Origin of the sequence: Neoroseomonas oryzicola (assembly GCF_012163135.1) — a bacterium.
GTDB lineage: Bacteria > Pseudomonadota > Alphaproteobacteria > Acetobacterales > Acetobacteraceae > Neoroseomonas > Neoroseomonas oryzicola.
The window spans coordinates 14678-41347 of the sequence record NZ_JAAVUP010000006.1; the positions used below are offsets into that span (position 1 = coordinate 14678).

At 72.0% G+C, this 26670-nt stretch carries 24 protein-coding genes; 17 read left to right on the forward strand and 7 right to left on the reverse strand.

All coding sequences use genetic code 11. The features are described from left to right. The first annotated feature begins 187 nt into the window (after positions 1–187). From GWK15_RS18150 to hemC, 6 genes are all read left to right on the forward strand, one after another. Entirely contained in the window at positions 188–1042 is an 855-nt protein-coding gene (locus GWK15_RS18150; RefSeq protein WP_168042792.1) for a cobalamin B12-binding domain-containing protein, read from the forward strand. 89 nt (positions 1043–1131) lie between these two features. After that, entirely contained in the window at positions 1132–2559 is a 1428-nt protein-coding gene (gene ppsR / locus GWK15_RS18155; protein ID WP_168042793.1) for a transcriptional regulator PpsR, read from the forward strand. 2 nt (positions 2560–2561) lie between these two features. After that, on the forward strand, positions 2562–3482 hold the full coding sequence (gene chlG / locus GWK15_RS18160) for a chlorophyll synthase ChlG (protein ID WP_168042794.1): 921 nt from the start codon (positions 2562–2564) through the stop codon (positions 3480–3482). Next, positions 3482–4783: a BCD family MFS transporter gene (locus GWK15_RS18165; RefSeq protein WP_168042795.1), complete on the forward strand. Its 1302-nt coding sequence runs from the start codon at positions 3482–3484 to the stop codon at positions 4781–4783. The genes chlG and GWK15_RS18165 overlap by 1 nt, the downstream gene beginning before the upstream one ends. Before the next feature lie 11 nt (positions 4784–4794). Continuing rightward, the gene (locus tag GWK15_RS18170) at positions 4795–5988 is read left to right on the forward strand and encodes a geranylgeranyl diphosphate reductase (protein ID WP_168042796.1); all 1194 of its coding nucleotides are present in this window, start codon (positions 4795–4797) and stop codon (positions 5986–5988) included. Between the two features lie 26 nt (positions 5989–6014). Then, on the forward strand, positions 6015–7052 hold the full coding sequence (hemC, locus tag GWK15_RS18175) for a hydroxymethylbilane synthase (protein WP_168042797.1): 1038 nt from the start codon (positions 6015–6017) through the stop codon (positions 7050–7052). Here hemC and ispH read toward each other — a convergent pair whose 3' ends face one another. The 3 genes from ispH to GWK15_RS18190 all read right to left on the reverse strand — a co-directional run bounded on the left by ispH (position 7053) and on the right by GWK15_RS18190 (position 8897). After that, positions 7053–8036, reverse strand: coding sequence for a 4-hydroxy-3-methylbut-2-enyl diphosphate reductase (gene ispH / locus GWK15_RS18180; RefSeq protein WP_209442286.1), 984 nt, complete (start codon positions 8034–8036; stop codon positions 7053–7055). A 12-nt stretch (positions 8037–8048) separates the two neighbouring features. Continuing rightward, on the reverse strand, positions 8049–8438 hold the full coding sequence (locus GWK15_RS18185; protein ID WP_168042798.1) for a hypothetical protein: 390 nt from the start codon (positions 8436–8438) through the stop codon (positions 8049–8051). 162 nt (positions 8439–8600) lie between these two features. Further along, complete coding sequence (locus tag GWK15_RS18190) at positions 8601–8897, reverse strand: hypothetical protein (protein WP_168042799.1); 297 nt, start codon at positions 8895–8897, stop codon at positions 8601–8603. Between the two features lie 51 nt (positions 8898–8948). Here GWK15_RS18190 and GWK15_RS18195 point away from each other — a divergent pair, with 51 nt between their 5' ends. Together GWK15_RS18195 and GWK15_RS18200 are read left to right on the forward strand one after the other, a co-directional pair. Next, on the forward strand, positions 8949–9341 hold the full coding sequence (locus GWK15_RS18195; RefSeq protein WP_168042800.1) for a c-type cytochrome: 393 nt from the start codon (positions 8949–8951) through the stop codon (positions 9339–9341). Positions 9342–9347: 6 nt separating this feature from the next. Then, positions 9348–9821, forward strand: coding sequence for a TspO/MBR family protein (locus tag GWK15_RS18200; RefSeq protein WP_168042801.1), 474 nt, complete (start codon positions 9348–9350; stop codon positions 9819–9821). 12 nt (positions 9822–9833) lie between these two features. On the opposite strand, the gene GWK15_RS18205 is transcribed toward GWK15_RS18200, so the two are convergent. From GWK15_RS18205 to GWK15_RS18215, 3 genes are all read right to left on the reverse strand, one after another. Beyond that, positions 9834–11807 carry a hydantoinase B/oxoprolinase family protein gene (locus tag GWK15_RS18205; RefSeq protein ID WP_168042802.1) on the reverse strand — a complete coding sequence of 658 codons (1974 nt, stop codon included), beginning with the start codon at positions 11805–11807 and terminating at the stop codon, positions 9834–9836. A 5-nt stretch (positions 11808–11812) separates the two neighbouring features. Continuing rightward, positions 11813–13855, reverse strand: a complete 2043-nt coding sequence (locus tag GWK15_RS18210) for a hydantoinase/oxoprolinase family protein (protein ID WP_168042803.1) — start codon at positions 13853–13855, stop codon at positions 11813–11815. A gap of 90 nt (positions 13856–13945) precedes the next feature. Then, on the reverse strand, positions 13946–14866 hold the full coding sequence (locus tag GWK15_RS18215; RefSeq protein WP_168042804.1) for a LysR family transcriptional regulator: 921 nt from the start codon (positions 14864–14866) through the stop codon (positions 13946–13948). 89 nt (positions 14867–14955) lie between these two features. Here GWK15_RS18215 and GWK15_RS18220 point away from each other — a divergent pair, with 89 nt between their 5' ends. The 9 genes from GWK15_RS18220 to GWK15_RS18260 all read left to right on the forward strand — a co-directional run bounded on the left by GWK15_RS18220 (position 14956) and on the right by GWK15_RS18260 (position 25405). Beyond that, entirely contained in the window at positions 14956–15255 is a 300-nt protein-coding gene (locus tag GWK15_RS18220) for a (2Fe-2S)-binding protein (RefSeq protein WP_168042805.1), read from the forward strand. Then, positions 15240–16604, forward strand: a complete 1365-nt coding sequence (locus tag GWK15_RS18225; protein ID WP_168042806.1) for an NAD(P)/FAD-dependent oxidoreductase — start codon at positions 15240–15242, stop codon at positions 16602–16604. The genes GWK15_RS18220 and GWK15_RS18225 overlap by 16 nt, the downstream gene beginning before the upstream one ends. Next, positions 16601–17737: an NAD(P)/FAD-dependent oxidoreductase gene (locus tag GWK15_RS18230; protein ID WP_168042807.1), complete on the forward strand. Its 1137-nt coding sequence runs from the start codon at positions 16601–16603 to the stop codon at positions 17735–17737. Before GWK15_RS18225 ends, GWK15_RS18230 begins: the two co-directional genes overlap by 4 nt. Beyond that, entirely contained in the window at positions 17734–18717 is a 984-nt protein-coding gene (locus GWK15_RS18235) for a Bug family tripartite tricarboxylate transporter substrate binding protein (protein ID WP_168042808.1), read from the forward strand. Before GWK15_RS18230 ends, GWK15_RS18235 begins: the two co-directional genes overlap by 4 nt. 129 nt (positions 18718–18846) lie before the next feature. Beyond that, positions 18847–20139, forward strand: coding sequence for a 4-aminobutyrate--2-oxoglutarate transaminase (gabT, locus tag GWK15_RS18240; protein WP_168042809.1), 1293 nt, complete (start codon positions 18847–18849; stop codon positions 20137–20139). Between the two features lie 54 nt (positions 20140–20193). Continuing rightward, a complete protein-coding gene (locus tag GWK15_RS18245; protein ID WP_168042810.1) occupies positions 20194–21816 on the forward strand; it encodes an ABC transporter substrate-binding protein in 1623 nt (540 codons plus the stop codon). A gap of 18 nt (positions 21817–21834) precedes the next feature. Beyond that, on the forward strand, positions 21835–22779 hold the full coding sequence (locus GWK15_RS18250; RefSeq protein WP_168042811.1) for an ABC transporter permease: 945 nt from the start codon (positions 21835–21837) through the stop codon (positions 22777–22779). Then, the gene (locus GWK15_RS18255) at positions 22776–23600 is read left to right on the forward strand and encodes an ABC transporter permease (RefSeq protein WP_168042812.1); all 825 of its coding nucleotides are present in this window, start codon (positions 22776–22778) and stop codon (positions 23598–23600) included. Before GWK15_RS18250 ends, GWK15_RS18255 begins: the two co-directional genes overlap by 4 nt. Then, positions 23600–25405 carry an ABC transporter ATP-binding protein gene (locus GWK15_RS18260; RefSeq protein ID WP_168042813.1) on the forward strand — a complete coding sequence of 602 codons (1806 nt, stop codon included), beginning with the start codon at positions 23600–23602 and terminating at the stop codon, positions 25403–25405. The genes GWK15_RS18255 and GWK15_RS18260 overlap by 1 nt, the downstream gene beginning before the upstream one ends. On the opposite strand, the gene GWK15_RS18265 is transcribed toward GWK15_RS18260, so the two are convergent. Continuing rightward, positions 25386–26663, reverse strand: a complete 1278-nt coding sequence (locus tag GWK15_RS18265) for an NAD(P)/FAD-dependent oxidoreductase (RefSeq protein WP_168042814.1) — start codon at positions 26661–26663, stop codon at positions 25386–25388. The genes GWK15_RS18260 and GWK15_RS18265 overlap by 20 nt on opposite strands. Between the last annotated feature and the right edge of the window lie 7 nt (positions 26664–26670).

The window sequence follows — 26670 nt, forward strand, 5'->3', positions numbered from 1 at the left end:
TCTGCGTTGAACCGACGCTAGGCCCCTCGGCAGCGAAGTGTCAAGCGAGATAGACGTTCGAAAATCTTGACACCGATCCGCGCCGGGTTTGAAGTCGCAACGGGAGGATGGAATGACCGAGAAGGCGTCAGCCGCGTTGCAGACCATCTCCACGGAGGATGGACCCCTGGAGGATCGCTCGCGCCCGATGGACTGGCCCACGGAGTCCGGGTTCGACGCCTTCCGTGCCTGCCTCACCCCCGATGCCGTCTCCCAGGCCCGCCGCTCGAGCGGCGTGCTGGCCCTGGCCGACATCATCGAGCGCGAGGTCATTCCGCGCCTGGTGCTCGCCCATCGGACCGCCCCGGCCTATGTCGACCGCGCCCCCGCCGCGCTGCCGACCGAGGAGGAGGTGACCACGCTGACCGCGCTCTCGGTGCGCGGCAACGCGGTCGACATCGCCGCCTATGTCGAGGGGATCCTCGGCCGCGACGTGCCGCTCGAACGCGTCTACCTCGACCTCCTCGCCCCCGTGGCGCGGCGTCTCGGCGCGATGTGGGAAGCGGATGCCTGCGACTTCGCGACCGTCACCATGGGGCTCTGCGCGCTGCAGCAGATCGTGCTCGACACCGGGCGCCGTGCCCGCGAGCCCTTCCATCGCCCGCGCGCCGACCGGCGCGCCGTGCTCGCCCCCGTGCCGGGGGAGCAGCATGGCTTCGGCCTGCTGCTGGTCGCCGAGTTCTTCCGCCGCTCCGGCTGGGAAGTCTGGAGCGGCACGGGCGCAGGCGAAGGCGAGATCGCCGCCAAGGTACGGGGCGAGAACTTCGCCATCGCCGGCTTCACCCTGTCCAGCGAGGACCGGGTGGGCGCGCTGGCCCAGTTGATCCTCGTCGTGCGGCGGGTCTCGATGAACCGCCGGATCGGCATCCTCGTGGGTGGAACGATCTTCCAGGGGCGCCCCGGCCTGGTGGCCGATGTGGGGGCCGATGCGACGGCTGCGGACGGGGCGGAGGCTGCCCTCCAGGCCGAAACCCTGATCGCCATGCGGGGCCTGCGGGCGTGAGTCCGTCAAGCGCCCCGAACACATGGAGTTGACCTTTGGGAGGAACGGATCGTCTAAGGAGTCCTCTGGCATGAAGGACGGGACGCAGAGTGAAGTCGTTCAAGGCTCCGAAGACTGCCCTGGGTCCGCTCGACGCGGAGGCAACGGCTGCGCTGGTCGCCGCCGCCGCGGACGTCGCCCTCGTGCTTGACGAGTCGGGTACCATCCGGGACGTCGCCTTCAGCAATGACGAGCTCTTCGGGGAGTTCGGCCGCGGCGAACGCTGGCTCGGCCGACCCTGGATCGAAACGGTCGCCCGCGACAGCCGCCCCAAGGTCGAGGACATGCTGCGCGACGGCCAGCACCCGGACCGGCCGCGCTGGCGCCACATCAATCAGCTGGGCGCCGGCGGCGTCTCCATACCCCTGCTCTATGCCGCCTGCGCGCTCGGCCAGCCGGGCCGGCGGGTGGTCTTCGGCCGCGACCTTCGTCCCCTGTCGCAGCTGCAGCAGCGCCTGGTCGAGGTGCAGCAATCGGTCGAGCGCGGCTATGCCCAGCTGCGCCAGGCCGAGACGCGCTACCGCCTGCTCTTCCAGACCGCCGAGGACGCGGTGCTGATCGTCGACGGCGACAGCGGCAAGGTGGCCGAGGCCAACCCCGCGGCCCAGCGCCTGTTCGGCCATGCCGCCCGCCGCCTGGTCGGCCGCCCGGTCGCCGAGGCCTTCGCCGCCTCGAGCCGCGAGGCGATCCAGGCCATGCTCGCCGCCCTGCGCAGCCTCGGCCGGGTCGAGGAATTCGAGGCCAGCATCGCCGACTCCACCCCGCTGCGCGTCGCGGCCACCGCCTTCCGCCAGGAAAACGGCCTCGTCTGCCTGCTGCGCCTGTCGCCGTCGGGGGATGCCGCGGAGACCGGCGGCCTGGCCCAGAGCGGCCGGATGCTGCTGCGCGTGGCGGAATCCGCCCCGGACGGCCTCGTCGTGACCGACGCCGACGGGAGCATCCTGACCGCCAACGCCGCCTTCCTCGACATGGCGCAGCTGACCGCCGAGGACCAGCTGCGCGGCATGACGCTGGAACGCTTCCTCGGCCGCCAGGGCCTCGAGGCCGAGGTGCTGGTGAGCAACCTGCGCACCCGCGGCGCCGTGCGTCTCTATGAAACCACGCTGCGCGGCGCGCTCGGCGCCTCGATCGAGGTCGAGATCTCGGCCGTCTCCGTCATGGATGGCGGGGAACGGCGCTTCGGCTTCTCCGTCCGTGACGTCAGCACCCGCCTGCGCCCGCCGCCTTCCGCCCCGGCCGTGCACGGCCGCACGGTGCAGGAACTGACCGACCTGATCGGCAAGGTGCCGCTGAAGGACCTGGTGCGCGAAGCCGCGGACGCGATCGAGCGGCTGTGCATCGAGGCCGCGCTCGAGATCACCCGGGACAACCGCGCCTCGGCGGCCGAGATGCTCGGGCTGAGCCGGCAGAGCCTCTACGCGAAACTCCACCGCTACGGCCTCGGCGACCTCGACGCCGAGACCAAGGACCAGAGGTAGCGATGCCCGCCCCGGCACCGGTTCCGACGGCGCCCGCGCAGCGGCGCGCCCAATGGCCGGCGCCGGCCGCGGTGCTGGAACTGCTCAAGCCCATCACCTGGTTCCCGCCCATCTGGGCCTTCGGCTGCGGCATCGTCGCGTCCGGCGCCGCGCTGTCCGAGGTCTGGCCGCGCGCCCTGCTCGGCCTGGTGCTGGCGGGCCCGCTGGTCTGCGGCATGAGCCAGGCGGTGAACGACTGGTTCGACCGCCATGTGGACGCGGTGAACGAACCGCAGCGTCCGATCCCCTCGGGCCGGCTGCCGGGGCGCTGGGGCCTGTGGATAGCGATCGCCTGGACGCTGCTCTCCCTGGGCGTGGGCTGGGCGCTCGGCCCCTGGGGCTTCGCGGCGACCGCGGTGGGCGTCGCCCTGGCCTGGGCCTACAGCGCGCCGCCGCTGCGCCTGAAGCGGGATGGCTGGCTGGGCAACGCCGCATGCGCGCTCTGCTACGAGACGCTGCCCTGGATCACCGCCGCCGCGGTGCTGTCCGGCGGCGCGCCCGATCCGCGGGTGGTGCTGGTCGCGCTGCTCTACGGGGCCGGCGCGCATGGCATCATGACGCTGAACGACTTCAAGTCGGTCGAGGGGGACCTCCGCTTCGGCATCCGCTCCCTGCCGGTGCAGCTCGGCCCGGATCGCGCCGCGCGGCTCGCCTGCGTGGTGATGGCAGTGCCGCAGGCGGTCGTCGTCGGGCTGCTGATCGCCTGGGGCGCGCCCTTCGCGGCGGCGGCGATCGGCGCCTCGCTGGCGGCGCAGGGCGCCTGCATGGCGCGGATGCTGCGCGACCCGCGCGGCCTCGCGCCCTGGTACAATGCGACCGGCATCAGCCTCTACGTGCTCGGCATGATGGCGAGTGCCGTCGCGCTGCGCGGGGGCGCGCCGTGATGCTCGGCTGGTTCGGCATCGTCCGGCTGGGCCTGGTGCAGACCGCGCTGGGGGCGGTGGTGGTGCTGACCACCTCGGCGCTGAACCGCGTCATGGTGGTGGAATACGCGCTGCCGGCGACGCTGCCCGGCGTGCTGGTCGGGCTGCACTACGCGCTGCAGATGCTGCGGCCGCGCATGGGGCATGGGTCCGATGTCGGGGGGCGGCGCACGCCCTGGATCATCGGCGGCATGGCGGTGCTCTGCCTCGGCGCCGTGCTCGCCGCCATCGCGACCGGGATGATGGGCGGCGCGCTGGTCCCGGCGATCGGGCTCGCGACCTTCGCCTTCCTGCTGGTCGGCGCGGGCGTGGGCGCGGCGGGGACGAACCTGCTCGTGCTGCTCGCCGCGCGGGTGGCGCCGGAACGGCGGCCGGCGGCGGCCTCGCTGGTCTGGATCATGATGATCGCCGGCTTCGTGCTGACCACCGCCATCGCGGGCCGCCTGCTCGATCCCTATTCGCCGGAGCGGCTGGTGACGGTCTCGGCCGGCGTCGCCGGCATCGCCTTCCTGCTCGCGGCCGTCGCGGTGGCCGGGATCGAGGGCCTCGCCGCGGCGGCCGACACGGCGCGCCGCCCGACCGCCTTCCGCGCCGCACTGGCGGAGGTCTGGCAGGAACGCGAGGCGCGGCACTTCACGCTGTTCGTCTTCGTCGCGATGCTCGCCTACAGCGCGCAGGATCTGGTGCTCGAGCCCTTCGCCGGCACCGCCTTCGGCATGTCGCTCGGCGAGTCGACGCGGCTCGCCTCGCTGCAGCATGGTGGCGTCCTGGCGGGGATGGTGCTGATCGCGCTGCTCGGCTCCTGGTGCCATGGGCGGCTCGCGGTGCTGCGCGGGATGATCCTCGGCGGCTGCCTGCTGGCGGCCGCGGTGCTGGCCGTCCTGGCCGGCGCCGGCTTCGCGCCGGAAGGCTTTCCGCTGCGCGCGGCCTATGCGGCGCTCGGCCTCGGCAACGGCATCTTCGCCGCGGCGGCCATCGCCGCGATGATGCAGCTCGCCTCGCGCGGCGCGCCGGGCCGGGACGGCGTGCGCATGGGCCTGTTCGGCGCCGCGCAGGCCATCGCCTTCGGCCTTGGCGGGCTCGCCGGGACGGTGATGCTCGATCTCGGGCGGCTCGCCACCGGCAGCGCGATCGGCGGCTATGCCGCGGTGTTCCTGGCCGATGCCGCGCTCTTCGTCGCCGCGGCGGCCATGGCCCCGCGCATCGGCCGCGCGGAGGCGCCGGGCCGTCGCACCTGGCCCAGCGCCGCATCGCCCGCCTGAGGAACCCTGCCATGACCCCGACCGGACTCGATGCGGACATTGTCGTGGTGGGGGGCGGGCCGGCGGGCGCTACCGCCGCGGACGACCTGGCGCGCGCCGGGCGGGCGGTCGTGCTGCTCGACCGCGCGGGGCGCATCAAGCCCTGCGGCGGCGCCATCCCGCCGCGCCTCGTGCGCGACTTCGATATCCCCGCCGATCTGATGGTCGCGCGGATCAGCGCGGCGCGGATGGTTGCGCCCTCGGCCCGCACCGTCGACATGCCCATCACCGACGGCGGCTATGTCGGCATGGTGGACCGCGACGTCTTCGACGAATGGCTGCGCGACCGCGCCGCATCCCACGGCGCCGAACGCCGCACCGGCACCTTCGAACGCATCCTGCACGACGCGGACGGCGCCACCATCGTCGAATACAGCACCAAGGACGGCGAGACCGTCCGGCTGCGCACGCGCTGCGTGATCGGCGCCGACGGCGCCCGCAGCGCGGTCGGCCGCCAATCCGTGCCGGGCGCCGAGCGCGTCCCCTGCGTCTTCGCCTACCACGAGATCCTGCGCACGCCCGACAACGCCCCGGCGCCCTACGATCCGAAGCGCTGCGACGTCTATTACCAGGGCCATCTCTCGCCCGATTTCTACGCCTGGATCTTCCCGCACGGGGAGACGATGAGCATCGGCACCGGCAGCGCACAGAAGGGCTTCTCGCTGCGCGGATCGGTCGGCGCGCTGCGCGCCGCGACGGGGCTCGATACCGCCGAGACCATCCGCCGCGAAGGCGCGCCCATCCCGCTCAAGCCGCTGCGGCGCTGGGACAACGGCCGCGACGTGATCCTCGCCGGCGATGCCGCGGGGGTCGTCGCGCCGGCCTCGGGCGAGGGCATCTACTACGCCATGCTCTGCGGCCGCCTGGTTGCCGAGGCAGCCGAGGAATTCTGCCGCAGCGGCAATCCGCAGGCGCTGCGCAGCGCGCGCAAGCGCTTCATGAAGGCGCATGGCCGCGTCTTCTGGGTGCTCGGGATGATGCAGTACTTCTGGTACTCCTCCGACCGCCGGCGCGAGCGCTTCGTCGCGATCTGCCAGGACAAGGACGTGCAGCGCCTGACCTGGCAGTCCTACATGAACAAGGAACTGGTGCGGCGGGACCCGCTCGCCCATGTCCGCATCTTCTTCAAGGACCTCGCCCACCTGTTCGGCCTCGTGAGGGCCTGAGGGGCGATGCAGGGGAACGCCACGCCATGATCGCCTTTCCCGCCGGCACGACCGAGGTCGCCGACCGTCCCCTCGCCCCGCCTCAGAATGGCGCCATGGTGCGCCCGCATGGTCGGCTGCTGCCGCTGCGCGTGGGCACGCGCGGATCGCCGCTCGCGCTGTGGCAGACGCGCGACTTCCTCGCGCGCATCACCTGCTTCTGCCCGGTGCTGCGCAACGCCCGCGCCTTCGAGGAACACGTCATCGCCACCTCCGGCGACCTCATCCAGGACCGCGCGCTCGCCGAGGTCGGCGGCAAGGGCTTGTTCGCCAAGGAGATCCACGAGGCGCTGCTCGACCGCCGCATCGATTTCGCGGTGCATTCGCTGAAGGACCTCGAGACGGCGCTGCCGCCCGGCATCGTGCTCGCCTGCACGCTGCGGCGGGAGGATCCGCGCGACGCACTGCTGCTCGGCGCGGGGTACGAGGCCGCGGTCGATCCCGCCCACCCCTTCGACGCGCTGCCGCATGGCGCGCTGATCGGCACCTCCTCCGCCCGCCGCCAGGCGCAGCTGCTGCATGCGCGGCCCGACCTGCGCGTCGCGCTGATGCGCGGCAACGTGCAGACGCGGCTCGGCAAGCTCGCGCGCGGGGAGGTCTCGGCGACGCTGCTCGCACTCGCCGGGCTGAAGCGCCTGGGACTCGAGGCGGAGGCCGACATCGCCATCGACGCCGAATGCATGGTGCCCGCAGCCTGCCAGGGCATCGTCGGCGTCACGGTGCGGGAGGACGATGCGGAACTGCGCGAGCTCCTCGCCGCCATCGAGGACCCGGTGGCGCGCGCGGTCTCCTCGGCGGAACGCGCGCTGCTCGCCGCGCTGGACGGATCCTGCCGCACGCCGATCGGCGGCCATGCGGTGCCGCTGCCGGGCGGGCGGCTGCGCCTGACCGGCCTCGTCGCGCGCACCGACGGGTCGTTCCTGCTGCGCCGGACGATCGAAGGCGGCTGGCGCGACGCCGTGGCACTCGGATGCGACCTCGGCGACAGCCTTCGGCGCGATTCCCCCGCCGACCTGTTCTGCTGATCAGGCGAGTCCGGCGGGCAGGCGGAATCGGATATCCTCCGTCACGCCGGCCTGTTCCTCCAGGCTGACCTCGGCCCAGTTCGACAGCGCGGCCGCGACGTCCTGCACCAGGTGCTCGGGGGCCGAGGCGCCGGCCGTGATGCCAACGGAACCGATGCCGGCGAACCATTCGGCGCGCAGCGCAGAGGCATCGGGGATCAGCCGCGTCGGCACGCCGCAATCCTCGCCGATCTCGCGCAGGCGGTTGGAATTGGAACTGTTCGCCGCGCCGATCACGAGCAGCAGCTCGACCTCCGCGGCCAGCGCACGCACCGCCGCCTGCCGGTTCTGCGTCGCATAACAGATGTCGCGCGTCTCGGGCCCGACCACGTCGTCGAAGCGGCCGCGGATGGCAGCGATGGTCGCGCGGGTGTCGTCGACGGAAAGCGTCGTCTGCGTCACGAAGGCGACACGACGGTCGCGCGGCAGTGGCAGGCGCTCCACCGCGGCGGCATCGGCGACGAGGTGCACCTCGCCCGGGATCTGGCCGACCGTACCGATCACCTCCGGATGGCCGGCATGGCCGATCAGCAGGATCGCGCGGCCGTCCGCGGCATAGCGGCGGCCTTCGACATGCACGCGCGTGACCAGCGGGCAGGTGGCGTCGATCACCGGCAGGCCGCGGCGCTGCGCGTCCTGCTCGACATCGCGCGGCACGCCATGGGCGCTGAAGATGGTCACGCGGCCGTCAGGCACCTCGTCGAGCGTCTCGACGAAGACGGCGCCCTGGCGCGCGAGGCTGTCGACGACATGGCGGTTGTGCACGATCTCGTGACGCACATGCACGCCGGGGCCGTGGCGGCGGATGGCGTGCTCGACGATGGCGATGGCGCGCTCAACCCCTGCGCAGAAGCCGCGCGGGCTGGCGAGCAGGACGCGCAGGGACGGCTTCGCGGCGCGGGAGAGTTCCGCGTCCGCCAGCCCGTCGCTGCGCAGATGTGTCATCCCGGCCTGACGTCAGTGCGCCAGGGAGGCGCTCCAGGCGCCCCGCACCGGCATGGCCGGCTGCCGCCGCTGCACCTCGTCGGCCAGCACACGGCGCAGCATGGCGATCTGCCCGTCGCCGAGGCTCGCAAGCCACAGCCGCGTGAAGCTCGCATCGTGCACCGGGTCGAGGACACGGCGCGGCAGGCCCATGCGTTCGGCGTGGTCGCGGATCTCGGCGGCGCAGGCGGGGCTGTCCGCTTCGACCGAGCGCAGCTTCCGCGGGTCGCAGGCGATGGTGGCGACGAAGGCGTCCAGCGCCTCATGCGCACGGGCAAGGGCTTCAGTCCCTGGCGCGCGGGCTGCGTCGTCGATCGCCGTCTTCAGGGCGTCGTAGGTCGACCGGTAGCTGGTCCTGCTCATGGCCGCGGGCCCTCCCCGTACCAGGCGGGCCGACGGGCCCCGACTGGTCCGAACGCGCATCCTCGATGGTGGTATCGAGCGCCGCACACCATCGAATGTCAATTTGAATTTACACGCTTGACGCGGATCATTGACAAACGGGTTCGCGTGCCAAATTCCTCATCAGTCTCGTGACTCCGCGCCAGCGCCGGGAAGCGCGCGAAGCCTTTGATGGAGGTCCGCGACATGCGCGATCAGCGCACCGGCGAGCGAAAGGCCCACCCAGCCCCACCACGCGTCCACCAGGGCCGCGCGCAGCGCGAGCGCGAGCATGACGCCCGGCAGGATCAGCGCGGCCACCTTGGCCATGCCGAGGCCGCGGCCCGTGCGCCACCGCCAGGCCAAAAGCCCGGCCGCTTCAAGCGCAAGGCAGAGCAGCACCAGATCGGCGACCTGCCCGCTGCGGATCAGTTCGGCCATCGGCGCTTCTCCTTCCTCCACTGACACGCAACGTCCACGGAAAAACACAACATGCGCAACGTCACGTCAGCTCTTCTCGCCACCGTCTTCCTCGCCGCCGCGCCGGCGATCGCCCAGGCCCAATCCGCCGGCGACGCCGAGGCTGGCCGCCGGGTCTTCAACCAGTGCCGTGCCTGCCACATCATCGACAACAACGGCCGCAATGCCGTAGGACCCAACCTGTTCGGCGTGGTCGGGCGGCGCGCCGCCTCGATCGAAAACTTCCGCTACTCGGCGAACATGCGCGAACTCGGCGCATCCGGACACGTCTGGACGGTCGAGAATCTTCGCGCCTACATCACCAACCCCAAGGCGGTGGTGCCGCAGGGCATCATGTCCTTCCCCGGGCTCCGGAACGAGACGCAGCTGAATGACCTTCTCGCCTTCCTGCAGACGCAGCACTAGCATCGCATGATGGAGATCGTCGCCCTGCTCGGCTTCATCGCCGCGGTCGCCGCGGTGGCGAGCACGGGCGCGTTCTTCCCGCCGGACAGCTGGTACCAGTCGCTGCGCAAGCCGCGCTGGTGCCCGCCGAACTGGCTGTTCGGGCCGGCCTGGACGATGCTCTACCTGATGATCGCCGTCTCGGGCTGGCTCGTCTGGCGGAAGGCCGGCCTCGCCGGCGCCGCCGGGGCCTTCACGATCTATGCGCTGCAGCTTCTGTTGAACGGCGCATGGTCCGGGATCTTCTTCGGCCTGCGACGGATGGACCTTGCCCTGGCGGAACTCGCGCTGCTGTGGCTCGCCATCCTCGCGACCATCGTGGCCTTCGCGACGCATGACGCGCTCGCCGCCTGGCTGCTGGTGCCATACCTCGCCTGGGTGACCTTCGCCGGCGCGCTCAACGCGGCCTTGCTGCGGGCGAATGCTCCCGCCCGCGGCTAGCAAAGCCGGCGGTCAGGCGTCGAGACCCGGATAGGCCTGCCGCAACCGCCCGAAGGCCTCCCGCACCGCCATGCCGCCCTCCCCGAGCGGGGCGTTCACCATGGCGAAGAGGTGCGTCTTCACGAAGAAGCGCCAATGCGTGGGCAGCGACCGCATGATCTCGGCCATCGCGGCGTAGCCTTCCGCGGTCCAGACCTGCTCATGCGCCTCGCGTTCCGGCCCGAAGTCGAAATGCGCGGCTGTGGTGGGGCAGGCGGCGCGCAGCACGGCGCGCAGGGTCGCGGTGGCCACCGCGTCGATCCCGCCGTCACGCACCACGACGCCGTAGTCCCGTTCGGCCGCCGCCGCCGACACATAGCCGCGCCGGACATCGATCAGCACGCGTTCCGGTTCGCGGTCGAGCGGACAGCCGCGACCACCGCCGCCCGGCGAATGGATGTGCAGCACGTCGCCGGGATCCATCGTCACCAGGTCGATGTTGCCCAGCACCTTCTCCCGCGCCGTGCCCGGATTCAGCACGAAGTCCGACGGCGCGCCCGCCTTGCCGCCCAGGATTCCCCAGGGGCGGAAGCGGCAGCGGTCGCGGTTGCGCGCGGTCACGCGCGAATTCGGCGCGAAGACGGTGAAGTCGAGCGCGGTAGCGAGTCCGCCCCGCCAGCGCCCCGCGCCCCCGGTATCCGGCATCAGCCCGTAGCGCAGGATGCGGATCGGCACCTCCGTCTCGGTGATCTCGACCGGCGTGTTCTTGAGGTAGGCGCTGTCCGCCCCCGACCCGTTGGTCCCATCACGCGTCGGCATGCCGCCGCCGCCGCCGACGATCGGGTTGATCGCCGCCAGCACCGTGCGCCGCGTGCGGTTGTCCGTCGTCATCACGTTCATGATGGAGGACGACCCCGCGGGCGCGGCCGGCATGCGGTCGGGCACGGCAAGGCCGAAGGCGCCGAAGATCAGGCTGCGCAGCCGCGCGCAGGTCAGGCTGCGCATCCCCACCGCGGCCGGGAAGGTCGGGTTCAGCGCCGTGCCCTCCGGCACGATGCAGGTGAAGGGCCGCGTCAGCCCCGCATTCAGCAGGATCTGCGGGTTCAGCGTGTAGAGCACGTAGAACACGCCGACCAGCAGCAGGGTATGCCGCGGATGGTTCCCGGTCGGCACGTTCAGCGCCGAGGTCAGCTGCGGGTCGGTGCCGGTGAAGTCGAGGATTGCCTCCTCGCCCCTGATCACCAGCCGCAGCGCGAGCCGCACCGGATTCCCGTTCGGCCCGTCCTCGTCGCAATAGTCCGAGAAAACGTATTCGCCATCGGGGATGGAGCGCAGCACCTCCCGCGCCTGGTGCTCCGCATAGTCGAGCACCCCGGCCAGGCCCGCGCGGAAGCCGTCCACGCCGAACTTCCGGATCATCGCACGCAGCTTGCGCTCCCCGGTGTTGAGCGCGCCGGTGAAGGCCTTGAGGTCGCCGAGGTTCTGCTCCGGCTTGCGCACGTTGAGCAGCATCACGCGCAGCGCCTCCTCGTTCAGCTCCCCGCGTCGGTACATCTTCATCGGCGGGAAGCGGATGCCCTCCTGGTGCACCTCGGTCAGCGAGCGGGAAAGCGAGGCCGGCACCGCGCCGCCCATGTCGGTGTTGTGGATGTGCCCGCCGGCCCAGGCGAGGATCTCGCCATCCTCGAAGATCGGCTTCCACATGTGCAGGTCGGGCACATGGGTCGCGAGGTAGCCGCTGTAGGGATCGTTGGTGAAGCCGATGTCGCCCGGCTCGTAGTCGTCGATCATGCCGATCGCCGCGCCGTAGTCGATGCCCGGATACCAGGTGGCGCCGAAATCCATCGGCACGGCCGCGACCTTGCCGCCGGGCTCGAGGACCTGGACGGTGAAGTCCTCCGTCTCCTTCACGAAGGTGGAATGCGCCGTGCGATAGAGCGTATAGGCCATGTTCTCGGCCGCGGCGCGCGCGTGGTTGGCGAAGACCTGAAGCGTGACCTTGTCCATGGCGCTCAGCCCTCCGCCACCAGATGGAGATTGCCCTGCGCATCGACCGAGGCGGCGAAGCCGCCGGGGATGCAGGCGGTGGAATCCTCCTGCGCCACGATCGCGGGGCCGTGGAAGGCATGGCCGTGGTGCAGCGCCGCGCGCAGAAAGAGCGGCACCTCCCGCCAGGCGCCGTCGAGCCAGGCGCGCACCATGCGCTCGGGCACGGGCGCGCCGTCGACGCGCGGCTCCTCGGGCCATTCGGGCGGCGTCGTCGCGCCGATCACGACAAGGCGCAGGTTCACCACCTGCACCGGCGCCTCGGCGTCGTGGAAGTCGTAGATGGCGTCGTGCTGACGATGGAAGGCGTCGCGCAGCGCATCGAGGTCGCCGCCCTCGATCCAGGACGGTTCCAGCGGCGCCTCGATCTCGAAGGACTGGCCGCGGTAGCGCATGTCGGCGGTCAGGCGGATCGCGGCGGGGCCGGCGTAATGCTGGTCCTCGCGCAGCCAGCGCTCGCCCTCGGCACGAAGGTCGCGCAGCGCGTCCTGCAGCGCGGGCAGGTTCGCCTCCTCGATGTCGAGGAACAGCGTCCGCACCACGTCGTTCTTCGCATCCGCGATCAGCCCGCCGAGCGCGCTCACCACGCCGGGCCGACGCGGGATCATCACCCGCCCGATGCCAAGCTCTCGCGCCAGCAGGCAGCCCAGCATCGGCCCCGCACCGCCGAAGGGCAGCAGGGTGAAGTCGCGCAGGTCGACGCCGTAGCGCGCGACCAGCTTGTTCACCTCGGCGAACATCGAGGAGATCGCGACATCGACGATCGCCTCACCCGTCTCCTCGGGGCTGCGGCCGAGCTGCACCGCAAGGCGGCCGACGACCTCCGCCGCCTTGGCGCGATCCATCGAGACCGAGGCATAGGCGAGCGGCACATGGCCGAGCAGACCGCAGACCGCCATCGCGTCGGTGATCGTCGCGCGATCCCCGCCGCGCCCGTAGCAGGCGGGGCCCGGTGTCGATCCCGCGCTCTCGGGCCCCACCTTCAGCATGCCGAAGCCGTCGACGGTCGCGATCGACCCACCGCCATCGCCGATGGAGGAGACGGAGACGCTCGGCACATGCAGCGGGAACTCGCCGATCAGTTCGCCGGTGCCGAACTGCGGCTCGCCGTCCAGGATCAGCGCCACGTCGGCGCTGGTGCCGCCGATGTCGAGCGTCAGCGCGCGGTCGATCCCGGCGTTGCGCGCCAGGAAGGCCGCGCCCATCACGCCCGACGCGGTGCCCGACAGCAGCATCGACACGCAGGACGACCGTCCAAGCCCCGCGCGCATGATCCCGCCATTCGACTTGGTGATCATCGGCGTCGCGGCGACGCCGCGCGCCGCCAGCGCGGCCTCGAGCGAGCCGAGGTAGCGATCGACGCGCGGATGGACGTAGCCGTTCAGGATGCCGGTGGTGGTGCGCTCGTATTCGCGGATCACCGGCCAGATCTCGGCGGCGCCGAAGACGAACAGGTCGGGCGCAGCCTCCCGGAGGATCGCCCGCGCCGCGCGCTCATGCGCCGGGTTCCGGTAGGCATGCAGGAAGGAGACGATGATGCCCTCGGCGCCCGCCGCCCGCGCCTTCGCTGCGGCTTCGCGCACCGCGGCTTCGTCGAGCGGCTCGGCCTCGCTGCCGTCCGCCAGGATGCGCCCGCCGACGCCGAAGATGCGGTCGCGCGGGATCAGCTGCTCCGGCCGGGCGCAGAACAGGCTGTACATCTCGGGCATGCGCAGGCGCGCGAGCTCCACCACGTCCTCGAAGCCCGCATTCGTCACCAGCGCGAGCGGCGCGCCCTTGCGCTGGATGACCGTGTTGATGCCGACCGTCGTGCCATGGACGAAGGCGGTGACGGCGGCGGGGTCGAGGCCATGGCGGTCCTGCAGCAGGCCGACGCCTTCCAGCACCTCCCGCCCCGGCTCGTCCGGCGTGGTCAGCACCTTCAGCGTGTGCATGCGCCCCGAGGAGTCCTCGAGCGCGCAGAAATCGATGAAGGTGCCGCCGATGTCGACGCCGATCCGCCAGCCCATGGGCCGAGATGCCTCCGTGATGCCGGTCCAGCACGCCCGCGCGCGGCCGCCCTGTCCAAGAGGAATTCGGCGTCCGGCGATAAGCGGGGCTTATGCCGGGCTCAGCAGCCCCCGCGCCGCGGGCTCGGCGGCATAGGCGGCGAAGGCGGTGCGCAGGCCGCGCCGCAGCCGGTCCTGCTGGTGCGACAGCGGCCGCCGGCTGCCGGTCAGCACCGCGATGGGCAATCGCACCAGCGGGCGGAAGGGTCGCACCACCAGCCCCGGATGGCTCAGCCACGGGATCAGCCCGTCCACCAGCGCCACCCCGATGCCCTGCTGCACGAAGGACAGCGCGATGATGGACACGTCGATCTCGACCTGGGTGCGGTAGGCCAGCCCCGCGCGGCCGAATTCCTGCGCCAGCAGCTGCCCCGGCAGACTGTCCGGGCGGTAGGAGATCAGCGTCTCCTCCGTCAGGTCGGCGGGTCCGATCGCCTTGCGGCGCGCGAGCCGGTGCCCGGCGGGCAGGACGCAGACGGTCTCGACATGGCCGATCGTCTCGGCCTGGACCAGCGGCGTCGCGACGTCGCTCATCGCCACGCCAAGGTCGGCATCGCCGCGCCCGAGCATCTCCGCGGCCACCTGGACCGGCACGACATAGGCGGACAGCCGCACGCCCGGCATGGCGGCGCGGAATTCCGCCAGCGCGCGCGGCAGGAAGGACAACGACGGCGGCGCGGAGGCGACGAGGCGCACCGATCCCGCCACGCCGTCGCGCAGATCCGTCGCGAACCGCCGGAAGCCCTCGATGTCGCGGTGCAGGCGCTCGGCCTCGGGGTAGAGCTGCAGCGCCTCGGGCGTCGGCACCAGGCGGCCGCGCAGCCGGCGGAACAGCTTGTAGCCAAGCCGGTCCTCGGCATGCAGCAGCAGCTGCGACAGCGCCGGCTGGGAGACGTTGAGCGCCTGCGCCGCCCCGGTGAGGGTGCCGAGGCGCATGATGGTGCGGAAGACCTCGATCTGCCGGGCGTTCATGCGCCGATCCTCGGCCCATAGGGCGGGCTTATGCAACAGGACCGATTGCCGATTGGACAGCCGGCGCGCGGCACGACGAGCCTTCCACCATGACAGGACTGCTTCATCGCGTCGGCGAGACGCAGCGGCGCGCCGTCCGCATCCGCGTGGACGGCGCGGAGGTGAGCGCGCTCGAGGGCGACACGCTGCTCGTCGCGCTGCTGACCAGCGGCGCGCGGCTGCGGGAAAGCGAGTTCGGCGACGGCCCGCGCGCCGGCTTCTGCCTGATGGGCGCCTGCCAGGATTGCTGGGTCTGGACCGAGGATGGCGGCCGCCTGCGCGCCTGCTCGACGCCGGTCGCGGAGGGAATGCGCGTGGTCACGCGGGGGGCGCCATGGCCGGCCCCGTGATCGTCGTCGGTGCCGGCCCCGCCGGCATCCGCGCCGCCGAACGCCTGGTCGAGGCCGGGCTGCGGCCCGTGCTGATCGAGGAATCCGCCCGCGACGGCGGCCAGATCTACCGCCGCCAGCCCGAGGGCTTCACCCGCCCGCACGAGGCGCTCTACGGGTCCGAGGCCGCCAAGGCCCGCGCGCTGCACGCGGCGGCCGAAGCGCTGCGCCCGCGCGTCGACTGGCGCCCGGAGACGCTGGTCTGGGCCGCGCGCGACAACGCGCTGCTGGTGAACGCCGCCGGGCGCAGCGAAAGCCTGCCCTACGCGGCCCTGATCCTCGCCACCGGCGCGACGGACCGCGTCATGCCGCTGCCCGGCTGGACGTTGCCCGGCGTCACGACGCTCGGCGGCGCGCAGATCGCGCTCAAGGCGCAGGCCTGCACCATCGGCGCGCGGCCGGTCTTCCTGGGTACCGGGCCGCTGCTCTACCTGGTCGCCTGGCAGTACTTGAAGGCCGGCGCGGCGGTGCAGGCGGTGCTCGACACCAGCCCCTTCATGAAGCGCGTCGAAGCCCTGCCCTGGATGCTGGCGCGGCCGGGCCTCGTCGTGCGGGGCTGGACCTATACGCGCGACCTGCAGAAGGCGGGCGTCCGGATCGCGACGGGCATCATGCCGGTCGCGATCGAAGGCGATGACCGCGCCGCCGCGGTGCGCTGGCGCGACGCGACGGGACAGGACCACCGCACGGAGTGCGATGCGGTCGGCATCGGCTACGGGCTGCGGTCCGAGACGCAACTCGCCGACCTCGCGCGCTGCGCCTTCGCCTTCGACGCCGGGGCGCGGCAATGGCTGCCGGTCGCCGACGAGGACGGGCGGGCGGGCGTGCCCGGCGTCTACCTCGCCGGCGATGGGGCCCAGGTGCGCGGCGCGGATGCCGCGGAACTCGCCGGGCGGCTTGCCGCCTGCGCCGCGCTGCGCGACCTCGGCACCGCGGTGGACGAGATCGAGATGGTCACGCTGCGCCGGCGCCTCGCGCCCATGACGCGCTTCCGCCGCGGGCTGGAACGCGCCTTTCCCTGGCCGGCGAATCTCGCCGCCGCCCTGCCGGACGAAGCGCTGGTCTGCCGCTGCGAGGCGATCACCGCCGGCACGCTGCGCCGCGCCGGCGGCGAATACGGCGCGCCGGAGGTCAACCGCGCCAAGGCCTTCTCGCGCACCGGCATGGGGCGCTGCCAGGGCCGCATGTGCGGCCTCGCGGCAGCCGAGGTCCTGGCCGCGGCGCGCGGCGAACCCATCGAGGCCGTGGGCCGCCTGCGCGGCGCCGCCCCCGTCAAGCCGCTGCCCGTGGCGACGGAGGCCGCGCCATGACCCGCGCCGACGTCATCATCGTGGGCGGCGGGCTCATGGGTGCGGCGACCGCCTTATTCCTCCGCCAGCGCGGGGTCAGCGTCATCCTGCTGGAACGCGACCTGGTCGGCAGCCATGCCAGCGGGACGAATTTCGGCAACGTCCGCCGCCAGGGGCGCTTCCTGCCGCAGCTGCCGCTCGCCAACCGCTCGCGCGAGATCTGGGGCCGCCTGCCCGAGGTCATCGGCGAGGATGCCGAGTTCCTGCCCTCCGGCCATCTGCGCGTTGCCTTCTCCGACGCCGCGATCGGCAAGCTCGAGGCCTATGCGCGGGACGCCCGGCCCTATGGGCTCGAGCTCGAGCTCATCACCGGCAATGCGCTGCGGGCGCGGTTCCCGTTCCTCTCGCCCGAGGCGCGGATGGCGTCCTATTCGCCGCTCGACGGGCATGCCAATCCGCGCCTCGCCGCGCCGGCCTTCGCCCGCGCCGCACGCCGCGCCGGGGCGGAGGTGCAGGAACGGACGGAAGTGCTGTCCATCGCGAAATCCGCCGAGGACTTCCTGGTCGAGACGCCGGCCGGCACGTTCCGTGCGCCGATCCTGCAGGTCTCGTCCGGCGCCTGGGGCGGGCGCATGGCCGAGGCCTTCGGCGAACCGGTGCCGATCACGCCGCGCGGCCCGCAGATGGGCGTGACCGAGCCGGTGCCCTACCGCATTGCCCCCGTGCTCGGCGTCGCGAGCGACGTGACGGAGGAAGGCGTCTACCTCCGCCAGGTCGAGCGGGGGAACATCGTCTTCGGCGGCGGGCTGCGCAGCGAGGCCTCGCTCGATACGAAGCGCGCCAGGCTGGACCCGGTCAACACGCTGCGGCAGCTGCCCTACCTCGCGCGGCTGCTGCCCGCGGTGCGCGCGCTGTCGGTCATCCGCACCTGGAGCGGCGTCGAGGGCTACATGCGCGACGACATCCCGGTGATGGGGCCGAGTGCGAAGGTGCCGGGCCTGTTCTACGCCTTCGGCTTCTGCGGCCATGGCTTCCAGCTCGGTCCCGGCGTCGGCGCCACCATGGCCGAGCTGATCGCGACGGGCAGCCCCGGCGTGCCGATCGATCCCTTCCTGATCTCCCGCTTCGCCGCCTCCGAAGGAGACCCGCGATGACCCCTTTCCGCCGAGGGCTCCTTCTCGCGGCCGCCGCGGCGCCGGCGCTGGTGCGCCCCGCGATGGCGCAGGGCACCTGGCCGTCCCAGCCGGTGCGCATCATCGTCCCCTTCGGCCCCGGCAGCGGCACCGACGTCACCATCCGGCTGCTGGTGCCGAAGATGACGGAGTTCCTCGGCCAGCCGCTGGTGATCGAGAACCGCCCGGGCGCGGGCAGCACCATCGGCACCGACATGGTGGCGAAGGCGCCGCCGGACGGGTCGGTCTTCGTCCATGCGACGCTGTCCTCGACCGGCATCGCCGCCGCGCTGTACCGGCGCCTGCCCTATGATCCGCTGCGCGACCTCGCCCCCGTCGCGGCGACGGTCTTCGTGCCCCTGGTCCTCGCCGTCACAACGCGCGGCTGGGACATCACCAATCCGGGGCAGCTGATCGCGACCCTGCGCGGGGCGCCCGACCGCTACCAGTATGGCAGCAACGGCATCGGCGCGACCGGGCACCTGGCCAGCGCGAACTTCGTCACCCGGATCGGCGCCAAGGCCGTGCACGTGCCCTATCGCAGCGGGGCCGAGACCATCACCGCCCTGGTCGCCGGGCAGATCCAGTTCATGCACGACATCACCGGGCTGCTGCTGCCGCACCACCAGGCGGGCACGGCGCGCTGTCTGTTCGTCACCTCCGAGCAGCGTTCCCCGGTGATGCCCGACGTGCCGACGATGAAGGAGGCCGGGGTGCCCGACTACCCGGCCTATTCCTGGTTCGGCCTGTTCGGCCCGGCCGGCACGCCGCGGCCGATCCAGAACCGGATGTCGGCCGCCGTGCAGCATGCCCTGGCCGACCCGGCGGTGTCGGAGCGCCTCGCCGCCCTCGGCACGCCATCGATGCCTGGCTATGGGCCGGATCGCTTCGCCGCCTATGTGCGGGCCGAGACGGAGCTCTGGGGCCCGCTGGTCCGCGCCTCGGGCGCCGAGGCGGACTGAGCGCGGCAGATGATTCTGCCGGGGAGCCGCCGCACAACACGCAACTCTCCCAAGCACGGCCCCGTTTGAAGCGGATCGCGCCGCAGGCGCCCTCCTAGGCTTGCCGGATCACCCAGGACCGGTGGCACCATGCTCGAGACGCGCGACAGGACCGCAACGCTGATCGAGGAACGCACGCGCCACGTGCCGCGCGGCGTGCTGACGGCCCATCCCATCGTTCTGGAACGCGCGCAGGGCGCCGAGGCCTGGGACGTGGACGGGCGGCGCTACCTCGATTTCGTCGGCGGCATCGGCGTGCTGAACCTCGGCCACAACCACCCGCGCGTGGTGGGCGCGGTGCAGGAACAGCTCGGTCGCATCACCCACGCCGCCTTCCAGGTCGCGGCCTACCCATCCTACCTCGATCTCGCGCGGCGGCTCTCGGCGCTGGTGGGCGGCGGTGAGGCCTATAAGGCGGCCTTCTTCACCTCGGGCGCCGAGGCGGTGGAAAATGCCGTCAAGATCGCGCGCGCCCACACCAATCGGCCGGCGGTCATCGCCTTCCGCGGCGGGTTCCACGGGCGGACGCTGCTCGGCACCACGCTGACCGGCATGAGCGCGCCCTACCGCCAGAATTTCGGCCCCTTCGCGCCGGAGATCTTCCACACGCCCTTCCCCAACCCGTATCGCGGGGTCAACGGCGCGGATGCACTCGCCGCGCTGGAAGACCTCTTCGCGACCGAGGTCGCTCCGGAACGGGTCGCGGCGATCCTCATCGAGCCGGTGCAGGGCGATGGCGGCTTCCTGCCGGCGCCGCCCGGCTTCCTGCAGGCGCTGCAGGATCTCGCGCGCCGGCACGGCATCGTGCTGATCCTGGATGAGATCCAGAGCGGCTTCGGCCGCACCGGCAAGCTGTTCGCCTTCGAACATGCCGGCCTCCGCCCCGACCTGGTGACGGTGGCAAAGAGCCTCGCGGGCGGGCTGCCGCTGTCGGGCGTCGTCGGCCGCGCGGAGATCATGGACGCGCCGACGCCAGGCGGCCTCGGCGGCACCTATGGCGGCAACGGCCTCGCCTGCGCCGCCGCGCTCGGCGTGCTCGACGCCTTCGAGCAGGACGGGCTGCTGGCGCGCGCCGAGGTGCTCGGCACGCGGCTGCGCGCCGGGTTGCAGGCGCTGCAGCAGCGCTACGCCCCGATCGGGGAGGTGCGCGGCCTCGGCTTCATGCTGGCGATGGAGATCGTCGCCGACCGCGCCTCGCGCAAGCCGGACGCCGACATGGCCCAGCGCATCATCGATGCCGCGCGGGACGAAGGGCTGCTCGTGATCAAGTGCGGCGTCCACCGCAACGTGATCCGCTTCCTCGCGCCGCTGGTGACGACGGACGCGCAACTTGACGAAGGGCTGGATCTTCTGGACCGCGCCCTGGCGCGGAGCGCAGCATGAGACCGGGATGACATAACGCACCGGTGGCATACCGCCGGCATTGAGGAGGCAGGGATGACGAAAAGGACTGACGGGCCGCTCGCCATGCTGGGCGCGGCGGATGAGGCGCGGGTGCTCGATGCGGTGCGCCGCGGAGCGTCGCGGCGCGAGATGCTGGCGATGCTCGGCGCGGGGGGCATGGCGGCGGCGACGGCCGGCGGCATCCTCGGCGCGGCGGGCCAGGCCGTGGCGCAGGAACCACGGCGCGGGGGGCGCATCCGGGTCTCGGGGACATCGACCTCGACCTCCGACACGCTCGATCCGGCGAAGCAGTCGCTGTCGACCGACTATGCCCGCTGCAACATGTTCTACAACGGGCTGACGACCTTCGACGGCAGCCTGACGCCGCAGCCGGCGCTGGCGGAATCCTGGGAGCAGGACCGCGCGACGGTCTGGACCTTCAAGCTGCGTCGCGGCGTCACCTTCCATGACGGCAAGCCGCTGACCTCCGAGGACGTCGTCTTCTCGCTGAACCGGCACAAGGATCCGGCCACCGCCTCGCGCGCGCGTTCGCTCGCGATGCCGATGCAGGAGATCGTCGCGACCGGCCCGAACGAGGTGAGGATCACCCTCGACGCGCCGAACGCCGACCTGCCGGTGGTGCTGGCGACCTTCCACTTCCACATCATCAAGGCGGGCACGACCGACTTCGCCACCGCCATCGGCACCGGCCCCTTCCTCTGCCGCGAGTTCCAGCCCGGCGTGCGTTCCATCGGGGTTCGCAACCCGAACTACTGGCGGGAGAACAAGCCCTATCTCGACGAGGTCGAGTTCATCGGCATCCCCGACGAACAGGCGCGCGTGAACGCGCTGCTGTCGGGTGACGTGCAGCTGATCGGCGGCGTCGATCCGCGTTCGGTCCGCCGCATCCAGCAGACCCAGGGCTATTCGGTCTTCGAGACCAAGTCCGGCTACTACACCAATCTCATCATGCGGCTGAACGAGGCGCCGGGGAACAACCCGGACTTCGTGCTGGCCATGAAGTACATGTTCGACCGGGCGCAGATGCGCACCGCGATCCTGCGCAACTACGGCGTCATCGGCAACGACCAGCCGATCGACCCGACCAACCGCTTCTACTTCCCCGGCCTGCCGCAGCGGCCCTTCGACCTCGACCGCGCACGCTTCCATTTCCAGAAGTCGGGCGTGGGCAGCACGACGCTGCCGGTGGTGTGCTCCCCGGCGGCGCCGAACTCGGTCGACATGGCGCAAGTGCTGCAGCAGACCGGCCAGCGCATCGGCATGAACCTCGAGGTGCGGCGCGTGCCGTCGGACGGCTACTGGTCGAACCACTGGTTCAAGCACCCGATCGGCTTCGGGTCGATCAACCCGCGGCCCTCGGCCGACATCCTGCTCACGCTCTTCTTCAAGTCCGACGCGGCCTGGAACGAGAGCGCCTGGCGCAACCCGCAGTTCGACCAGCTGCTGGGCGCCGCGCGGGCCGAGACGGACGAGGCGAAGCGGCGCCAGATGTATGCCGACATGCAGGTGATGATCCACAACGAGTCCGGCATCGGCATCCCGGTCTTCCAGAGCCTGCTCGACGGCCATTCGTCGAAGCTCAAGGGCCTCGGTGCGATCCCGGTCGGCAACCTGATGGGCTTCGACTTCGCCCAGCATGTCTGGCTGGAGTCCTGAGGTGACGGGCGCGCGGCCATGCTGAGGCTGGTCGCGGCGCGGCTCGGCCTCGGCATCGTCTCGCTCTTGCTGGTCTCGCTCGCGATCTTCGCGATCACCAGCCTGCTGCCGGGCGATGCCGCCGAGGAGCTGCTCGGACAGTATGCGACGCGCGAGACGGTGGCCGGGCTGCGCGCGCAGCTCGGCCTCGATCTGCCCGGCCATGTCCGCTACCTGCACTGGCTCGGCGGGCTCATCACCGGGGATTTCGGGCGCTCGCTCGCGAACGGCGTGCCGGTGGCGCAGCTGATCGGGTCGCGGCTGCCGAATTCGCTGATGCTGGCGGCGGCGACGGCGGCGGTCTCGGTTCCGCTCGCGCTGACGATCGGCATCACCGCGGCGATGTGGCGGGGCGGCGCCTATGACCGCGCCGTGTCGATGCTGACGCTGTCGGTCGTCTCGGTGCCGGAATTCCTCGTCGCCACCGCGGCGGTGATCGTCTTCGCGGTACACCTGCGCTGGCTCTCGGCGCTGTCGGCGGCAACCGACATCACCTCGGTCGCGCAGTTCTTCCGCGTCTTCGCGCTGCCGGTCTTCTCATTGTGCTGCGTCATCATCGCGCAGATGGTGCGCATGACGCGCGCGGCGATCATCGACCAGCTCCGCGCGCCCTATGTCGAGATGGCGGTGCTGAAGGGCGTCGGGCCGTTCCGCGTCGTGCTGCGCCACGCCCTGCCGAATGCGATCGGGCCGATCGCCAATGCCGTGGCGCTCAGCCTGTCCTACCTGCTCGGCGGCGTCATCATCGTCGAGACGATCTTCAACTACCCGGGCATCGCCAAGCTGATGGTCGACGGCGTCGCGACGCGCGACCTGCCGGTGGTCCAGGCCTGCGCCATGATCTTCTGCGCGGCCTACCTGGTCCTGGTGACCACGGCCGACGTCGTCGCGATCCTCGCCAATCCGCGGTTGCGCCACCGATGACGGGGATCCTCCGCCGCCTCTCCATCGGGGGCATCGTCGGCCTCGTCATCCTGGGCTTCTGGGTGGCGATGGCGGTCTTCGGCCCGGCGGTCGCGCCGCACGAGGCCGGTGCCATCGTCGACATGGACGTCTTCCTGCCGGTCAGCGCCGAGTATCCCTTCGGCACCGACTATCTCGGCCGGGACATGTTCAGCCGGGTCCTGCACGGGGCGCGCTACACCGTCGGCGTCGCCCTGGTCGCCGCGCTGATCGCGAGCGGATCGGGCCTGCTGCTCGGCATGTGCGCGGCCGTCTGGGGCGGGCTGGTGGACGGGTTCATCAGCCGGGCGCTCGACACGCTCATCTCCATCCCGAGCAAGATGTTCGCCCTCGTCGTCGTCGCCGCCTTCGGATCGTCCGTGCCGGTGCTGATCCTGATGGCGGGCATCATCTACACGCCGGGCGCCTATCGCATCGCGCGGTCGCTCGCCGTCACGGTCAATGCGCAGGACTTCGTCACCGTCGCCCGCGCGCGGGGCGAAGGAACGCTCTACCTGGTGCGGGAGGAAGTGCTGCCGAACATCATCGGTCCCGTGCTGGCCGATTTCGGGCTGCGATTCGTCTACATCGTCCTGCTGCTGGCGGGGATGAGCTTCCTCGGCCTGGGCGTGCAGCCCCCGAATGCCGACTGGGGATCGCTGGTGCGGGAGAACATGGCCGGCCTGCACGAAGGCGCCCCGGCGGTGCTGATGCCCGCCTTCGCCATCGCCTCGCTCACCATCGGCGTGAACCTCGCCATCGACGTGCTGAGCGGCGGCCGCCGCGCCGGCGAGGCCGGCTGATGGCCCCGCAGCTGGAGGTCCGGGACCTCGAGGTCCGCGCCCGCAACGCGGCGGGGGAGGAGGTGCCGATCGTCCGCGGCGCCTCCTTCGCGCTCGAGAAGGGGGAAGTCCTCGCGCTCATCGGTGAATCGGGCTCGGGCAAGACGACGATCGCGCTGTCCCTGCTCGGCTATGCGCGGCCGGGCTGCCGCATCGCCGGCGGCAGCATCCGGCTCGGCGAGACCGACGTGCTCGCCCTGTCCCGCCGTGAGCTGCGGCACTTCCGCGGCCGTCGCGTCTCCTATGTCGCGCAGAGCGCGGCGGCCGCCTTCAACCCCTCCCGCACCGTCATGGCGCAGGTGACGGAGATGGCGCTGCTGCACGGCGTCGCGAGCCGGGAAGCCGCGGAGAGACGCGCCGTCGATCTCTTCCGCGCCCTCGCGCTGCCGGACCCGGAGGGCATCGGCGCGCGCTACCCGCACCAGGTCTCCGGCGGGCAGCTGCAGCGCCTGATGGCGGCGATGGCGCTGATCGCCGAGCCCGAGCTGGTGGTGCTGGACGAACCGACCACGGCACTCGACGTCACCACGCAGATCGAGGTGCTGCGCGCCTTCAAGCAGGTGGTGAAGGGCAGCGGCACGACGGCGGTCTATGTCTCCCACGACCTCGCGGTCGTCGCGCAGATGGCCGACCGCATCCTGGTCCTGCGCAACGGGGAGATGCAGGAGACGGGCCCGACGGCGCGCATCCTCGCGGCGCCCGAGAACGCGTACACGCAAAGCCTGCTCGCCGCCGCCGACCCGGTGCCCCGCGGCGCCGAGGCGCCCCCCGAGACGGAACCGCTGCTGACGGTGCGCGGCCTGTCGGCCGGTTACGGGCGCACCGGCGCCGACGGCATGCCCGCCGTGCCCGTGCTGCGCGACATCGACTTCACCATCCGCCGCGGCTCCTCCCTCGGCGTGATCGGCGAATCCGGCAGCGGCAAGAGCACGCTCGCGCGCGTCATCGCCGGCCTGCTGCCCGCCGCGCGGGGGGAGGTGCTGCTCGACGGCCAGGCGCTGCCGCCGGCGCTCGCGCAGCGCACGCCGTCGCATCTGCGGCGCATCCAGCTGGTGTTCCAGAGCGCCGATACCGCGCTCAACCCGCGCCGCAGCGTCGCGGGCATCCTCGGCCGCCCCATCGAGTTCTTCCACGGGGCGCGGGGGGCGGACCGCGACCGCCGCGTGCGCCGCCTGCTGGACCTGGTGCAGTTGCCCGCCGCCCTGGCCGACCGCCATCCGGGCGAACTTTCCGGCGGGCAGAAGCAGCGGGTGAACCTCGCCCGCGCCCTCGCCGCCGAGCCGGACCTGATCCTCTGCGACGAGGTCACCTCCGCGCTCGACACCGTGGTGGGCGCGGCGATCCTCGACCTGATGGACGAGCTGCGGCGCGAACTGGGCCTGTCGACCATGTTCATCAGCCACGACCTGCACACGGTGCGGTCGGTCTGCGACGAGGTGATGGTGCTCTATGCCGGGGAACGCGTGGAGGCCGGCAGCCGCCGCGCGATCCAGGAAGCGCCCTGGCATCCCTACACCGAGTTGCTGATCTCCTCGGTGCCCGAGCTGCGCCAGGGCTGGCTCGAGGAACGCGGCAGCGTGCGCGGACCGGAGGTGACGGAGACTTCCAAGCCCGCCTGCGCCTTCTTCCCGCGCTGCGGCCTTGCGATCCCGGGCACCTGCGACCTCGTCGCCCCGCCGCGGCGGATGCTCTCGAAGGGGGCGGAGATCCTGTGCCACCGGGAAGAGGCGGACCTCCTCCGCGCGGCTATTCCAGCCGGTCCTTGAGGCTGTACCAGGCGCCGACCAGCGGCAGGAACCATGGCGTTCCGTAGTTGAAGGCGATCGCCGGCCAGTCGAGGGCGCGGAACGGATTGGCCTCGCGCTCGCCGGCCATCACCTTCGCCATCTGCTGGCCCAGATGCACCGACATCTGCGCGCCGTGGCCCGACATGCCCATGGCGTAGAACAGCCCGTCCTGCTCGCCGGCGCGCGGCAGCCTGTCCTCGGTCATGTCGACCAGGCCGCCCCAGCAATAGTCGAGCCGCACGTCCTTCAGCTGCGGGAAGGCGGCGCGCAGCTGGGCGCGCAGCACCTCGCCGCTCTTTGCATCCTCGGTGGGATTGGACATCGCGAAGCGCGCGCGACCGCCCCAGATCAGCCGGTCGTCGGGCGAGATGCGGAAGTAGTTGCCGATGTGCTTCGTCGTCGTCGCGGTGCGCCGCGTCGGCATGATGCTGTCGAGCATCGCGGGCGGCAGCGGCTCCGTCACGACGATGAAGGACCCGACCGGCACGATGCGGCGGCGGAACCAGGCGAAGGGGCCCTGACGGCTCGGCCCCGTCGCGACGAGCACCTGCGCGGCTTCGATCGTGCCGCTCGGCGTCGTGACGCGGTGCGCGGCGCCGCTGAGGCGCTGCAACGCCGTGACCGGCGCCTCCTCGAAGATCCGCGCCCCGGCCCGTACTGCGGCATCGGCGATGCCGGCGCCGAAGCGGCCCATGTGCATCATCGCGCTCTTGCGATAGAGCAGCCCGCCGAAGAAGGCGTCGGAGCCGACCTCGTCGCGGATCCGCTCGCGCGGCACCAGCTCGGTCTGCGGGTCGCAGTCGCGGTTCAGCACCTCGAAGCTGCGGGCGAGCTTGTCGTAGTGCGCCGGCTTGGCCGCGAGCTTGATCTTGCCGCTGCGGCGGAAGTCGCACTGGATCTGCTCCTCCCGCACGATGCGCTCGACCGTGTCGACCGCGTCGTCGAAGGCGCGATAGAGCGCGCGGGCCTGCTCCACCCCGAGGCTCGCCGCCAATCCCGCGTAGTCGTGGGAGGTGCCGTTGTTGACGTGCCCGCCGTTGCGCCCCGAGGCGCCCGCCGCGACCCGCCCCGCTTCCAGCACGACGACCGAGGCGCCGCGGCGCGCCAGCGCCAGCGCCGCGGACAGCCCGGTGAAGCCGCCGCCGATCACCGCGACGTCGGCGCGCCCCTCCACCGGCCCCGCCGCCGCGCCGGCGAAGGGCGTCGAGGATTCGAGCCAGTAGGAGGCGAGCTTCATGGCGCCC

Coding starts and splice junctions, on each gene's coding strand:
- GWK15_RS18150 (WP_168042792.1), top strand. CDS start 188: ATGGACTGGCCCACGGAGTCCGGGTTCGACGCCTTCCGTGCCTGCCTC.
- chlG (WP_168042794.1), top strand. CDS start 2,562: ATGCCCGCCCCGGCACCGGTTCCGACGGCGCCCGCGCAGCGGCGCGCC.
- GWK15_RS18165 (WP_168042795.1), top strand. CDS start 3,482: ATGCTCGGCTGGTTCGGCATCGTCCGGCTGGGCCTGGTGCAGACCGCG.
- GWK15_RS18170 (WP_168042796.1), top strand. CDS start 4,795: ATGACCCCGACCGGACTCGATGCGGACATTGTCGTGGTGGGGGGCGGG.
- hemC (WP_168042797.1), top strand. CDS start 6,015: ATGATCGCCTTTCCCGCCGGCACGACCGAGGTCGCCGACCGTCCCCTC.
- ispH (WP_209442286.1), bottom strand. CDS start 8,036: ATGACACATCTGCGCAGCGACGGGCTGGCGGACGCGGAACTCTCCCGC.
- GWK15_RS18185 (WP_168042798.1), bottom strand. CDS start 8,438: ATGAGCAGGACCAGCTACCGGTCGACCTACGACGCCCTGAAGACGGCG.
- GWK15_RS18190 (WP_168042799.1), bottom strand. CDS start 8,897: ATGGCCGAACTGATCCGCAGCGGGCAGGTCGCCGATCTGGTGCTGCTC.
- GWK15_RS18195 (WP_168042800.1), top strand. CDS start 8,949: ATGCGCAACGTCACGTCAGCTCTTCTCGCCACCGTCTTCCTCGCCGCC.
- GWK15_RS18200 (WP_168042801.1), top strand. CDS start 9,348: ATGATGGAGATCGTCGCCCTGCTCGGCTTCATCGCCGCGGTCGCCGCG.
- GWK15_RS18205 (WP_168042802.1), bottom strand. CDS start 11,807: ATGGACAAGGTCACGCTTCAGGTCTTCGCCAACCACGCGCGCGCCGCG.
- GWK15_RS18210 (WP_168042803.1), bottom strand. CDS start 13,855: ATGGGCTGGCGGATCGGCGTCGACATCGGCGGCACCTTCATCGATTTC.
- GWK15_RS18215 (WP_168042804.1), bottom strand. CDS start 14,866: ATGAACGCCCGGCAGATCGAGGTCTTCCGCACCATCATGCGCCTCGGC.
- GWK15_RS18220 (WP_168042805.1), top strand. CDS start 14,956: ATGACAGGACTGCTTCATCGCGTCGGCGAGACGCAGCGGCGCGCCGTC.
- GWK15_RS18225 (WP_168042806.1), top strand. CDS start 15,240: ATGGCCGGCCCCGTGATCGTCGTCGGTGCCGGCCCCGCCGGCATCCGC.
- GWK15_RS18230 (WP_168042807.1), top strand. CDS start 16,601: ATGACCCGCGCCGACGTCATCATCGTGGGCGGCGGGCTCATGGGTGCG.
- GWK15_RS18235 (WP_168042808.1), top strand. CDS start 17,734: ATGACCCCTTTCCGCCGAGGGCTCCTTCTCGCGGCCGCCGCGGCGCCG.
- gabT (WP_168042809.1), top strand. CDS start 18,847: ATGCTCGAGACGCGCGACAGGACCGCAACGCTGATCGAGGAACGCACG.
- GWK15_RS18245 (WP_168042810.1), top strand. CDS start 20,194: ATGACGAAAAGGACTGACGGGCCGCTCGCCATGCTGGGCGCGGCGGAT.
- GWK15_RS18250 (WP_168042811.1), top strand. CDS start 21,835: ATGCTGAGGCTGGTCGCGGCGCGGCTCGGCCTCGGCATCGTCTCGCTC.
- GWK15_RS18255 (WP_168042812.1), top strand. CDS start 22,776: ATGACGGGGATCCTCCGCCGCCTCTCCATCGGGGGCATCGTCGGCCTC.
- GWK15_RS18260 (WP_168042813.1), top strand. CDS start 23,600: ATGGCCCCGCAGCTGGAGGTCCGGGACCTCGAGGTCCGCGCCCGCAAC.
- GWK15_RS18265 (WP_168042814.1), bottom strand. CDS start 26,663: ATGAAGCTCGCCTCCTACTGGCTCGAATCCTCGACGCCCTTCGCCGGC.